At 48.7% G+C, this 12602-nt stretch carries 8 protein-coding genes and 2 pseudogenes; 5 read left to right on the top strand and 5 right to left on the bottom strand.

The window, feature by feature from the left end; translation table 11 throughout:
- The first annotated feature begins 16 nt into the window (after positions 1 to 16).
- From LN737_RS02415 to odhB, 5 genes are all read left to right on the top strand, one after another.
- On the top strand, positions 17 to 433 hold the full coding sequence (locus LN737_RS02415) for a hypothetical protein (protein ID WP_405515906.1): 417 nt from the start codon (positions 17 to 19) through the stop codon (positions 431 to 433).
- Positions 430 to 819: a hypothetical protein gene (locus LN737_RS02410; protein ID WP_405515904.1), complete on the top strand. Its 390-nt coding sequence runs from the start codon at positions 430 to 432 to the stop codon at positions 817 to 819. The genes LN737_RS02415 and LN737_RS02410 overlap by 4 nt, the downstream gene beginning before the upstream one ends.
- A 7-nt stretch (positions 820 to 826) precedes the next feature.
- Positions 827 to 1219, top strand: coding sequence for a hypothetical protein (locus tag LN737_RS02405; protein WP_405515903.1), 393 nt, complete (start codon positions 827 to 829; stop codon positions 1217 to 1219).
- A 233-nt stretch (positions 1220 to 1452) separates the two neighbouring features.
- The gene (locus LN737_RS02400) at positions 1453 to 4230 is read left to right on the top strand and encodes a 2-oxoglutarate dehydrogenase E1 component (RefSeq protein WP_405515901.1); all 2778 of its coding nucleotides are present in this window, start codon (positions 1453 to 1455) and stop codon (positions 4228 to 4230) included.
- An 85-nt stretch (positions 4231 to 4315) separates the two neighbouring features.
- A complete protein-coding gene (gene odhB / locus LN737_RS02395; RefSeq protein WP_405515899.1) occupies positions 4316 to 5968 on the top strand; it encodes a 2-oxoglutarate dehydrogenase complex dihydrolipoyllysine-residue succinyltransferase in 1653 nt (550 codons plus the stop codon).
- Between the two features lie 71 nt (positions 5969 to 6039).
- Here the strand turns inward: odhB and LN737_RS02390 are convergent, their stop codons facing one another.
- From LN737_RS02390 to LN737_RS02370, 5 genes and pseudogenes are all read right to left on the bottom strand, one after another.
- The gene (locus tag LN737_RS02390; RefSeq protein ID WP_405515897.1) at positions 6040 to 7299 is read right to left on the bottom strand and encodes an MFS transporter; all 1260 of its coding nucleotides are present in this window, start codon (positions 7297 to 7299) and stop codon (positions 6040 to 6042) included.
- A 68-nt stretch (positions 7300 to 7367) separates the two neighbouring features.
- Positions 7368 to 8672, bottom strand: coding sequence for a Gfo/Idh/MocA family protein (locus LN737_RS02385; protein WP_405515895.1), 1305 nt, complete (start codon positions 8670 to 8672; stop codon positions 7368 to 7370).
- Positions 8673 to 8814: 142 nt separating this feature from the next.
- On the bottom strand, positions 8815 to 9585 hold the full coding sequence (locus tag LN737_RS02380) for a 3-ketoacyl-ACP reductase (protein ID WP_405515894.1): 771 nt from the start codon (positions 9583 to 9585) through the stop codon (positions 8815 to 8817).
- 106 nt (positions 9586 to 9691) lie between these two features.
- Positions 9692 to 11136 (bottom strand): annotated as a pseudogene (locus LN737_RS02375) (NADH:flavin oxidoreductase).
- Positions 11133 to 12516, bottom strand: a pseudogene (locus LN737_RS02370) (glycosyl hydrolase). Before LN737_RS02370 ends, LN737_RS02375 begins: the two co-directional pseudogenes overlap by 4 nt.
- Positions 12517 to 12602 lie beyond the last annotated feature (86 nt).

Here is a 12602-nt window from a genome sequence, read left to right as displayed (position 1 = left end):
GCGTAATTTGCCAATTATGTTATTGAAGTCTGATTTAAAACGTATCGCCAATGCTCGCCTGGCGGATGCAGAAGCCTTATTTTTAGCCGGACGATTTGATGGTGCCGCTTACCTGTGTGGATATGTTATCGAGATTACACTTAAGCTAAGGATTTGTAGAACCATGCAGTGGGATGGATTTCCCGAATCGCGAAAGGAATTTGAAGGATTATTGAGCTTTAAAACCCATGATCTTGATGCTTTACTTCATGTATCTGGCATTGAAAATAAAGTGAAGCAATTTCATTTTCTGGAATGGTCAACTGTAAAAGCATGGAATCCTGAATCGCGCTATAATCGTGCTGTATTTATGAATAAGACGCAGTTGTTAGCTAGAAAAAATCAGGTAATGAACATACTTAATGACACCAAAGTATTAATGAAAGTGCTATGAAAGAGATAATAAGGAAAATAGGGTCCTTGGTATTAACGGTCAATGCTGAAAAAGGACCATTAAGTTTTTTTGCATTAGCTCTTCGTGAAGATGCTGTCGTATGGGATATTTTGGTGGCTGCCAAATGGATTGATGACGACCAAAGACAAGCACTAGACTATTTAACGAAACAGGTTCAGCAGGTACTAACCAAACAAGAATTGCTAAAAATATCAGCTATCATTTTGTTACGTCATGAATACTATACAGAAGGTACAATAGTGAAAAGCAATTTTGGCTGGGAAGAATCTGATATTGATTTATATGGTATATCTATTCAAAAAGCATACATTTTTGTAGCGCCGGATGTAGAGTTTAAAATGGGGCCTGTCCCTGTGAATAATTGATTCTTTTATGCGTACCCCTGTTTTTTACGTTTTTCTGATTGTGCTGATCATTCTGGATGGCTGGCTCCTGGCGCACCCCAATCTGATTGGTCAGGCTGGGGTGTTCTTTTTTGATTATACCACTATTGAAACGTTTCCAAAAGCGGTCGGTACGGTTTCGATAGTAGTAGGTGCGTGCCTGCTGATTTCCTGGCTTGTTGGTCGACTAAGCCAGCCGGTTGCCATCGGTATTATTGTCGCGTTGCTAGCGGCTTCAGCGTATTATCTGTTTCAGAGTTTTACACAATATAATTCTGGCATTTATAAGCTTACCGGAGCTGGTTTTCGGGCAGGGGCAATTCTGTTACCGGGTCTGGCGGTGTTAATTTTCGGAAATACACTGGTGAGTAAATTGCGGTAAGGGCTAAATGCCTTCTTTATCAGTTAGTTAACCGAATGCAATTTCTCAAGCTTTGGAAGCCTCTAAGTGCGTTTAACGCTGATAAGTTTTCTCAACTAAACCGATGCTTCTACTGTTGTATACGTAAGGGCGTCGTTGCCTGCAGAAGAGATAATAAAAAACAGAAACAATTGCAGTAAACTATTTAGGCTATACGCTACCTTTGCGGGTCAAAACAACGACGCGCCCCCGTCATGGATCAGTATTCTTATATCGCCAATTCCGACGCGGCTTACGTAGATCAACTTTATCAGTCTTACAAGCAAGACCCTCAATCAGTTGACGAAAGCTGGCAGCAATTTTTTAAAGGCTTTGAATTTTCATTAACCTATGGCGAAAACGCCAAATCGGGTAAAACCAACGGCGTAGCGCCAAATGGGGCTTCAACGAACGGACATGCTACTGCTTCGACCAAACCAGTCGATGCGCTGCACGCCGAAAAAGAAGTTTCGGTTGCCAGTTTAATAAAAGCTTACCGTTCGCGAGGGCATTTGCTGGCTAAAACCAACCCGCTCAAACCACGTAAAGATCGGCAGCCTCGCGTTGATCTGCCCGACTACGCTCTTTCCGACGCCGATTTAGATACCGTCTTTGATTCGGGTAAATTGCTTGGTATTGGGCCTGCTACGTTGCGGGTGATTATGGATTCGTTGCGGAAAATTTACTCGGGCGATATTGGCTTCGAGTATATGTATATCCGTGAGCTGGAAGTTAAAAACTGGCTACGTAACAAAATTGAGAAAGAAGCCCTTGTTTTCGAACCGTCACTGGATGAGAAAAAACGGATTCTTGAAAAGCTCAACGAAGCTACTGTTTTTGAAAATTTTCTGGCTACCAAATACTTGGGTCAGAAGCGTTTCTCCCTGGAAGGTGGCGAAGTAACGATCCCGGCGCTCGATACGATTATCAGCCAGGCGGCCGATATGGGTGTTGAAGAAGTAATGATCGGTATGGCGCACCGGGGGCGTTTGAACGTACTGGCAAACATCCTTGGCAAATCGTATGAGTCAATTTTCGACGGATTTGAAGGGAACGTACCCGAACAGGTTCATGGCGACGGTGACGTAAAATATCACCTGGGGTACTCGAGCCTAACCGAAACCAAATCCGGAAAACAAATCAGTGTGAAACTGGCGCCTAACCCGTCGCACCTCGAAGCCGTGAATCCGGTGGTTGAGGGGTTTGTACGGGCGCAGGCTGATGAAGAATACAATGGTGACTTCACGAAAATAATGCCCATCCTGATTCATGGCGATGCCGCCCTGGCGGGTCAGGGGATTGTTTATGAAGTTACGCAGATGGCCAAACTGGCGGGTTATCAAACCGGCGGTACCATCCATTTTGTCATTAACAACCAGATCGGTTTTACCACCGATTTTGAGGATGCACGCTCGTCGATTTACTGCTCCGATGTGGCTAAAATCGTTGATGCACCCATTTTCCACGTCAATGGCGACGATCCTGAAGCCGTAATATTCTGCTCTAAGCTGGCTGTAGAGTTCCGCGAGAAGTTCAACCGCGACGTGTTTATTGATATGGTCTGCTACCGGCGCTACGGTCACAATGAGTCCGACGAGCCGAAGTTCACGCAGCCAACGATGTACAACATCATTGATAAACACGCCAACCCGCGCGAGCTTTACAAAGATCTGCTGATCGAGCGCGGTGATGTGGATGCTGAACTGGCACAGCGCATGGATACGGAGTTCAAGAAGCAGTTGCAGGATCGCCTTGATCGTGTGAAGCAGAAAGCTGAAATTCCGTACAAACCGCTACGTCTGGACCTCGACTGGGCTGAACTACGGTTTAGTGAGCCAAAGGATTTCGAAAAATCACCAGAAACGGGCGTACCAGCCGAAACCCTGCAAACAATTGGGAAAGCGCTCGTTAAACTGCCGGAAGGATTCAAGCCGCTGAAACAGATTGACAAGCTGCTGAAAGATCGGCAAGCCATGCTTACAGACACTAAAATAGTGAACTGGGGTACGGCCGAACTGTTGGCGTACGGCTCGCTTTTGCTGGAAGGCAAACCAGTTCGTCTGAGTGGACAGGATGTTCAACGCGGTACGTTTTCACACCGTCATGCCGTTCTCCACGACGCCGAGACCAACCAAACGTATTCTTCACTCGACTTTATTCAGGAAGGGCAGCAGAAGTTTCAGGTTTATAACTCATTATTGTCAGAGTACGGCGTACTTGGTTTCGAATACGGGTACGCAATGGCCAATCCGCACGCGTTGGTAATCTGGGAAGCACAGTTTGGCGACTTCTCGAACGGCGCTCAATTGATTATTGATCAGTTCATTGCAGCAGCCGAATCAAAATGGGGTATCCAGAATGGTGTTACCATGCTGCTTCCGCACGGCTACGAGGGTCAGGGGCCTGAGCACTCTAACGCCCGGCCTGAGCGGTATTTGCAGTTGTATGCTGAATACAACATGACCGTTGCAAACATCACTACGCCTGCTAACCTGTTCCACATCATGCGTCGGCAATTGATATGGCCGTTCCGTAAGCCACTGGCGATTATGTCGCCGAAATCACTGCTACGCCATCCGAAATGTGTTTCTCCATTAGAAGATCTGACAAAAGGCTCTTTCCAGGAAATCATCGACGATAGCTACGTACAGGCGAAAAAAGTAAAACGGGTGCTGCTTTGCACAGGTAAAGTATACTATGATTTACTTGAAAAACAGCAGGCTGACCAGCGGGATGACGTAGCAATTGTACGCATTGAACAGTTAGCGCCACTGCCTAAAACGCAGTTAGACGCTGTGCTGGAGAAGTACAAAAAAGCAGAGGTATTCTGGGTACAGGAAGAGCCTGAAAATATGGGTTACTGGACGTATTTGCTGCGTATCGGGTTGAATATCCCGATCGTTTCGCGGAAAGCAGCCGCTTCGCCCGCAACGGGTTACCCAAAAATCCACACGCAGGAACAAGCTGACATCGTTCGGAGAGCGTTTGAATAAAAATATAGCCATTGGTCAACAGTCATTAATACTACATGTTGATAACTATTGACTAATGACCAATGACTCATTTTACTAACATATTATGGCCGTTGACATGAAAATCCCTCCTGTGGGGGAATCGATTACTGAAGTAACCGTTGGCACCTGGTATAAACGCGAGGGTGACCATGTAAAAATGGATGACGTTCTTTGCGGACTCGACTCCGACAAGGCTACGTTTGAATTAACGGCCGAAGCCGATGGTATCCTGCATATTCTGGCGCAGGAGGGCGATGTACTGCCTATCGGTGCCAGTATTTGTACCATCGATGATGGAGGTAGCGCACCGGCACCAGCTGCGCCCGCCGAACCAGCAAAAGCGGAAGCGCCAAAACCAGAAAGTCCAAAACCTGTTGCCGAATCGGCGCCCGCTATACAGTCGGTTGCCGAACCCGCTCAGGCACCCGTTGCCGAAGCGCCAAAACCTGCTGGTGCAAGCGTTGTTGAAATGAAAGTGCCAGCGGTTGGAGAATCTGTAACGGAAGTTACGATTGCCTCCTGGAGCAAGAAAGACGGCGACCAGGTTGTACTCGACGAAGTGCTGTGTGAACTTGAATCCGACAAAGCTACGTTTGAACTGCCCGCTGAAGCGGCCGGGACACTACGTATTGTTGCGCAGGCGGGCGAAACGCTGCCTATCGGTGCTTTGATCGCAAAAATTGAAGTAGGAGCGGGGGCGCCCACACCGGCAGCGCCAACCAATACGCCTGCTCCACAACCGGCTGCCAGTACTCCATCAACTGAAACCCCGGCATCGAACGGGCAAAATGGCTATGCCGCTCATTATCCGTCGCCGGCAGCCGCTAAAATTCTGGACGAAAAGGGTGTTGACGCCCAGCAGGTTCAGGGTTCGGGGGTTGGTGGACGTATTACGAAGGAAGATGCGCTTAAAGCATCACCGGCTCCAGCTCCGGCCGCTCCTGCACCCGCACAGCCAGCGGCTCCCAAGCCTTCGGCACCGGCACCGGCGCCAGCTCCTGTAGCAACAGGCGGTAGCCGGAATCAGCGTCGGGAAAAAATGACTTCGCTGCGTCGGACCATTGCCCGTCGGCTAGTTGCGGTTAAGAATGAAACGGCCATGCTGACTACCTTCAATGAGGTAGACATGAAGCCAATCATGGATCTGCGGAATAAATATAAAGACAAATTCAAAGAGAAAAACGGTGTGGGTCTTGGCTTTATGTCGTTCTTCACGAAGGCCGTTTGTATTGCACTGAAGGATTTCCCCGCTGTTAATGCACAGATTGATGGTGAACAAATCGTTTATAACGATTTCTGCGATATCTCTGTCGCTGTTTCAACGGAACGGGGCCTGGTAGTGCCGGTCATTCGGAATGCCGAGCAATTGAGCTTTGCTGGTATCGAGAAAGAAATTATTCGGCTGGCTGGCTTAGCCCGTGACAATAAGCTGACCATTGAACAAATGACCGGCGGTACGTTCACAATCACCAACGGCGGTGTATTTGGCTCGATGCTGTCAACACCGATCATTAATGCTCCGCAGTCGGCTATTTTGGGGATGCACAACATCGTTGAGCGGGCCGTTGTCATTAATGGCGAAATTGTGGTTCGGCCAATTATGTATCTGGCACTATCCTACGATCACCGGATTATCGACGGGAAGGAGTCGGTTAGCTTCCTTGTCCGTGTGAAGCAAATTCTGGAAGATCCCGCCCGAATTCTGTTCGATATGTAATTGATACGTCTGTTCTTTCAGATGATTTATGAAAACTTCCCGAAAGCTCAACACTTTCGGGAAGTTCTGTTTTAACCCTCTTCCACATAATCCATGTCTTTCGTAAAGGTCTCATCAAGGAAGGCTAAGGCTATCAATGCAACCACCAGCGTAAGTAAGCCGACTGTTAACGCACTGTAAATTGTTCCTAAAGAGGGCTTTAACTGGATGAAAAGCGCACTAAGCGGGATAGTGGCGCCCCGCACAAAATTTGGAATCGTAGTAGCAACGGTTGCCCGGAGGTTCGTGCCAAACAATTCGGCCGCGATTGTCACAAATAGCGTCCAGTACCCATTCGCGAAGCCGAGGCAAACACAAACAGCGTAAAACAGCGTCAGATCGCTTACGGGAGCAAGCAGATAGACAAGCATAAACACTAAGGAAAGCAGCATAAATAACCGGATAACGCGCTTCCGGCTTTGAAGATACTGGCTCAGAAAACCGCTGACCAGATCGCCCAGCACCTGCCCCGAAAAACTTAACATGACGGCTTTGCCTGCGACAACAGGCTCGCTTAACCCAAGCGCTTTTCCAAACTCTGGCGAGAATGTGATTAAGATGCCCACTACAAACCAGATGGGGAGGCCAACCAATACACACTGAACGTATTTGGCCAATCTTGTCTTGCTGGAAACAAGCATAAATACGTTGCCACGTGTTAAAGCTCGCTGTTTAGTTTTCGTAAAAATCTTCGATTCGAGAACGTTGACGCGTAAAATGAGCAGCAGAAGTCCCATACCTCCTCCCATAAAATAAGAGATACGCCAATCGAATAAATCAGCAACAAAATACGCCAGAATAGCACCGAGCACACCCATCGTCGCTACGAGAGTAGTGCCGTATCCTCGAATTTCTTTGGGGAGAATTTCCGTAACCAACGTAATGCCCGCTCCTAATTCGCCAGCCAGCCCAATGCCAGCTATAAACCGAAGCAGCGCGTACTGATTGAGCGACGTAACAAAACCGTTGGCAATATTGGCCAGCGAATAGAGCAGTATGGAGCCGAACAGCACGGAGAGCCGACCTTTTTTATCACCCAATACTCCCCACAAAATTCCGCCAATCAGCAAACCCGCCATTTGGGAATTCAACAGAAGAATACCTTCGCTCAACAGCCTGTCTCCTTCAACGCCTAGTGCTTTCAGGCTGGGAACACGTACTACGCTAAATAGAAACAGGTCGTACATATCCACCAGATAGCCAAGAGCCGCTACCATTACCGGAATTTGCAGAAGCTGACTTAAAATAGAGCGGTTTTGAGTATCAGGTTCAGGCGTTAAAACGGGCTTCATAAGTAGGGATTTAGGACTTGGCAACAACTTCCCGAAAGTTTATAACTTTCGGGAAGTCTGTTAAACGACTACACCTTTTCGGGAACGACAAACGGTGCCCGGTATTTGCGGGTAAGCATCTGGTTGGCTTCTTTGTCGCCAACGAATACTTCGTTTTTTGGGTCGAAATGCAGCGTACGGCCTAATCGATAGGCAATGTTGCCGAGGTGCGCAATCCCGGAGGCCAAATGAGCCGTTTCGACCGGGCCATTCTGTTTGGATTTATCCCGTGCCCGAACCGCTTCAATAAAGTTGGCGTAGTGATCACCACCGGCCTTACGGGCTGGACCAGGTGTACGTTCTTTCCCTAAAAAGGTCTTATAATCATCGTAGCCATTGATGACCATATAACCTTTATCGCCATAAAAGAGATTGCCAATTTCAACGCCATCTTCTTTATTAGTCATCCACGGACGTACTTCAAACTGAATAACTTTTCCTTCTTTGGGGTATTTATAAACGGATGTGAGCGTTTCGGGGGTCTCCTTGCAATCGTTCCAGAGGAATTTGCCACCGGCCGACGTAATCTCTTCAGGAAAGCCTACGTCAAGACCCCACATACAAAGGTCGGTTTCGTGAATACCCTGATTCCCAATATCGCCGTTGCCGTAATCCCAGAACCAGTGCCAGTTGTAGTGGACGTAGTTTTTGCTAAACTCTTTTTCCTGGGCGGGGCCCTGCCACATGTTCCAGTTTAACTCGGATGGAACAGGTGATTTTCCTTTATCGCCAATATCGGGCCGCCATTTGTAGACCAGCCCACGGGCCATATACACTTTACCAATCAGGCCATCGCGCAGGTGTTTGATCGCTTCCTGAATTGCGGCTGAACTTCGCAACTGTACGCCGTGCTGAACAATGCGATTGTAGCGGGTAGCAGCCTCAACCAGTTTTCGGCCTTCGTGCAGATTATGGGCACCCGGCTTTTCGACGTATACGTCTTTACCTGCCTGGCACGCCCAGATAGCCGCCAGCGCATGCCAGTGGTTGGGTGTGGCAATGCTCACGGCATCAATGTTTTTATCGTCGTAGACCTGCCGTAAATCGGCCATCGTCTGGACTTTTTTGTTGTATTTCTTTTCGAATTCTGCCGCACCCGCCTGTAATACGTTGCTATCAACGTCGCAGAGCGTGGCCACTTCTACGTCTTTTTGTTTGGAAAAGCCCTGAATATGATCTTTCCCTCGCCCGTTGATCCCGATTACCGCCACCCGAACCCGGTCGTTGGCTCCAAATGCACTCGCTGGAATATAAGTGGGCAGACCAATGACGGCCAGAGACCTTACGGCTGCGGATCTAATAAACTCTCTTCGAGATTCGTTTGAACTGTCCATGAGTGATTATTGGGTTTAGGAGAGAAAAATAAATGGATAATGGATGTTCACTATACATTTTTCATTATGCATTAATCAACCTTCTGTAAAGGGGATGACTGGGTAAAAACTAATCGGAAATCATGGCCTGATTATCAAAATCTTACAAACGCGGCAGAGTCATACCTCCGTCGACCATGATAACCTGCCCCGTCGAATAGGGAAAGTCGCCACGGGCGAGTGATGCAACTGCCCGCCCGACGTCGTCTGGGAGCCCCCAACGTTTCTGTACACATAAGCCATTGGCAATTAACGTATCATATTTGGCCGTTACGCCCGCTGTCATATCGGTTTGGATTATACCCGGTCGAACCTCATAAACCGGAATGTCGAATTCGCCGAGTCGGGCAGCAAACAATTGGGTGGCCATACTCAAGCCTGCTTTGGCTACGCAATATTCTCCCCGATTGACGGAGGCAACTGTAGCCGAAACTGATGATACGTTGATGATGCAGCCCGCAAAAGCTGTACTGGTCTTTTTCTGTTCGATCATCCAGTTGGCAGCCGCCTGGGTCAGAAAATACGCTCCCTGTAAATTAGTGGCCAGTACGTGTTGAAAGCTTTCTTCGGTGGCTTCCAGAATATCACGACGTTCTTTTGGCGCTACACCCGCGTTATTGATCAGTACGTTCAATCGCCTAAAATGCCGCTTTATTTCCGCCAGTATGCCTCCCCGATCTGCCTGAGAAGCGATGTCGCCGGGGCAGTAGATCACTTCGGCACCTAATTCACGTAATCTGTTTAAGGGTTCTGTAACTAATGCTTCGGGCCGGACGCCGTTTATGGCCAGGTCGAAGCCGCTCTTGGCCAGGCACTCAGCGACGCCATACCCAATGCCCCGGCTTCCGCCCGTTATCAATGCAACTCGTTTCATCGTTGGTATGTCGGCTTTCTAAAGTCGACACTGGTTTTAATTGAATAGATATCAGGTTTGAGAAAACGACAGCACAGATAGGGATCAGAGAATCAGTCACCGGCTGCTATAAGCTATCTTTAATTACCTTAAGCTGCTCGGCTTCGGGGCTTTTTTTGTAGAGTGTATCCAGCGGATAACAACCCGAAATGAGGCCGTTACGTGGTGCCGTCGTGCAATCCGAAAAGGTGCGGCAAATGTGGTTTCGGACCAGTGCCCGACCCGCGAGCATATCGGCAGGCATCGTCGGGTAGGATAATACCATCCGTCCAAAACCGATACTGTCGGCCATGCCATTCCGCAACACGTACTGCGCTACGTTGGGAAGCCATTCCTGTAAGTAAGAATACCCTGACCCTATGATTACCAGTTCAGGGAAAGCCTGTTTCAGCTCGTTTGTTACGTCTATTTGCCGCTTTACCCCGAGCAGTGGGTCTTCAGGAGGAAGGTACCCATCGGATGGGGGAAAAGCGCCGGTCGCATCAGGTGTGGATTATAATAAGGGCTGCCACCCGTTATGCACACAAGCTGGATACCCAGTGATTCGGCCAGCGAGAGGAAGGCTTTCGTTTCAGTCAGATCGATTCCCAGGCCGTTGGGTTGTCCTCCAAACGCATAGGAGTATGACGCTGCCGATTCAGGAATACCCGTACCAACAGGACCTTTCTTGAAGGGAAGCATATCAAACGCGCTCAGCCGAATCCCGATTTCCAGACCCGGTGCTGCTTGCCGGATACCCGAAACGATATTCTGCAGATAGCGCGTTCGATTCTCGAAAGAGCCACCGTAACGCCCTTCCCGGCTCACGGCGCTCAGGAACTCGTGGCCCAGATAACCGTGACAGTGCTTTACGTCTACAAAATCAAATCCAGCTTTCTGCGCCAGTACCGCAGCTTCTACGTACTGCTCGATAATCTGGTCGATGTCTTCATCCGTGAGAACCGGATAGTCGGCGGGCATGCCAAACTTACCGTTTAGAAACGGGTGGCTATAAAGAATTTTCGACTCGAATGTTTTATGGCTTTTGGGTTTACAAAAACGCCCTGAATGCGTAAGCTGAAGACCAATCAACAAGTCGTCCGTTTTTCCGAAGGCTTCCGCATGGTCGTTAAGCAGCGATTGCCGCAGATCAACGAAGTCTGGAAACGTTTTTGTATTGATAACCAACTGATTCGGATTGGCTTTTCCCGAATGACAAACGGCTACTGCTTCGCAACCGAACAGAAGTTTGGCCCCACTGACAGCAAATTTTTTCCAGCGATTTCGTGTAAATTCGGTTGGGCGTCCGTCTGTCGTCCCATCCCAGCCTTCCATGGGCAAAATACAAAGACTGTTGCCAATCCGTTTGCCCGATTTAAGCTGAATAGGGCGGTTGAAGGGACTTTCACCGGGAGGCAACAGGGTTTCGTCAAACGGCAGGTCGATGTTGTTCGTTTCCAGATAATTCCGCAGGTCAGTAGCCGTTTTCAACTGGGCCATCCTGGGAAACTGGGGTTTGTATTTCTCACTCATTGCGGCAGGCAGTTAAAGAAAGTGTAGTACGGCTCGTTACGGATAATACGTTGCAAATACAGTGCGACTTCGCGGATATGGTAGTCGCCCCACATACTCGATTCGCCATTGGCAATCTTACTGCCGGGTGGTACGTAGTCCCAGCCATTGGGTTGGTGATAAATTGAGTGCAGAAGCAATCCCTGATGATCGGAACCAGTGCTCAGATAAGGCTCAGCGAGTAATGTATCAACAACCGTCAACCCCGCCTGATAATATCGTTTCCCGGCATCGGTCTGTCCTTTATTCGTCAGATACGTACCTAATCGCAAAAGGCCCTGAGCGCCAATAGCGGCTGCTGAACTGTCGACGGGTTCGAAGTCATTGTAAGGGTCAGCCGGGCGGTTTAGGTAATCACCCAGACGGTGCAGGTTTGGCGCACCTGTATCCCAATACGGAATGCCATCTGTAGGTGTATGTTCAATGTAAAAATCGCAGGTTGCTATAGCTGCTTTCAGCATGTAGGCTTCAATCGTTGAGCGTCCGCCAAACGGCTCAAGTTCAGCCTCATCGCGGGTGGTCAACCATTCCAGCTCCTCCGCAAAACCACACATAGCCCAGGCAAGTCCCCGTGTCCAGGTTGTAAATCCTGAATAGCCCTGTTGCGAATTCAGGGCATCGGAAATTACCGTCTTTTACATTGAAAACGCTTTCGTGAGCGGTACGCCCCCACAAATCGTACGAATCACGACCTTCCCCGTAAAAGACCGAGTAGTCGGCCGTAGCCTTGATGTGCTGCAGCGCTCGTTCCAGTAAATTGATTTTTGCGTCACCTTCCCCCTGAAATACGTGACCGAGTGCGTGACTCAGTACGAGGGCACGGCAGGAACGAATCGTATCGACAAAAAGCGAGTGTGGTCCATTAAAGGAGCTAATAAACCCGCCGTTTTTTATACTTGTCCAGCGACTGGCCTGTACGGCGCCGGAGATTTTCAGGGCTAGTTCATAAAAATTCTTTTCCCACTCATTGTCTGGGATTTTTCCTTCCCGCATTAATCGCAGTAAGTTGCCATACGTACTGACATTGTTGAAGCCGTGGTCATGCACACCGATGTGGCTGATGTGAGGAGCCATCACAGCAAGCGTTTTCTGACGGCCTGTTTCCAGAAAATCTGTATCATTTGTGGCATCGAATTGCAAAATAGCCGAACCAAACTGGAAGCCCTGGGTCCATTCTGTCCAGCCTCGTGTGGTGTATTTTCCCGCAACCGTAAAGACGGGCGAGCCTTTCGTTACGTCGTACTCTTTGTCGATCAGGTTGATTTTCTGGCCGGATAATCCCCAGAAGCGATCAAGTTTGGTAGTAAGGTCAGTAGTCTGTAAGGAATTATTAATCTGCATACTTCAGGAACGGCTGCGTTTGGCGATTTCCTTCCTAAAGGGCAGTTAATACGTTCTACTACTGTTAGGGGCCTGCATCATAAAAA

This window comes from Spirosoma sp. KNUC1025 (assembly GCF_045160025.1).
Classification (GTDB): domain Bacteria; phylum Bacteroidota; class Bacteroidia; order Cytophagales; family Spirosomataceae; genus Spirosoma.
The sequence above is the reverse complement of the archived record's forward strand: the minus strand, read 5'-3'. Positions and strand labels throughout refer to the sequence as shown.

Excerpts from the sequence above, each read along its gene's own strand:
- LN737_RS02415 (WP_405515906.1), top strand. The coding sequence starts at position 17 with ATGTTATTGAAGTCTGATTTAAAACGTATCGCCAATGCTCGCCTGGCG.
- LN737_RS02410 (WP_405515904.1), top strand. The coding sequence starts at position 430 with ATGAAAGAGATAATAAGGAAAATAGGGTCCTTGGTATTAACGGTCAAT.
- LN737_RS02405 (WP_405515903.1), top strand. The coding sequence starts at position 827 with ATGCGTACCCCTGTTTTTTACGTTTTTCTGATTGTGCTGATCATTCTG.
- LN737_RS02400 (WP_405515901.1), top strand. The coding sequence starts at position 1,453 with ATGGATCAGTATTCTTATATCGCCAATTCCGACGCGGCTTACGTAGAT.
- odhB (WP_405515899.1), top strand. The coding sequence starts at position 4,316 with ATGGCCGTTGACATGAAAATCCCTCCTGTGGGGGAATCGATTACTGAA.
- LN737_RS02390 (WP_405515897.1), bottom strand. The coding sequence starts at position 7,299 with ATGAAGCCCGTTTTAACGCCTGAACCTGATACTCAAAACCGCTCTATT.
- LN737_RS02385 (WP_405515895.1), bottom strand. The coding sequence starts at position 8,672 with ATGGACAGTTCAAACGAATCTCGAAGAGAGTTTATTAGATCCGCAGCC.
- LN737_RS02380 (WP_405515894.1), bottom strand. The coding sequence starts at position 9,585 with ATGAAACGAGTTGCATTGATAACGGGCGGAAGCCGGGGCATTGGGTAT.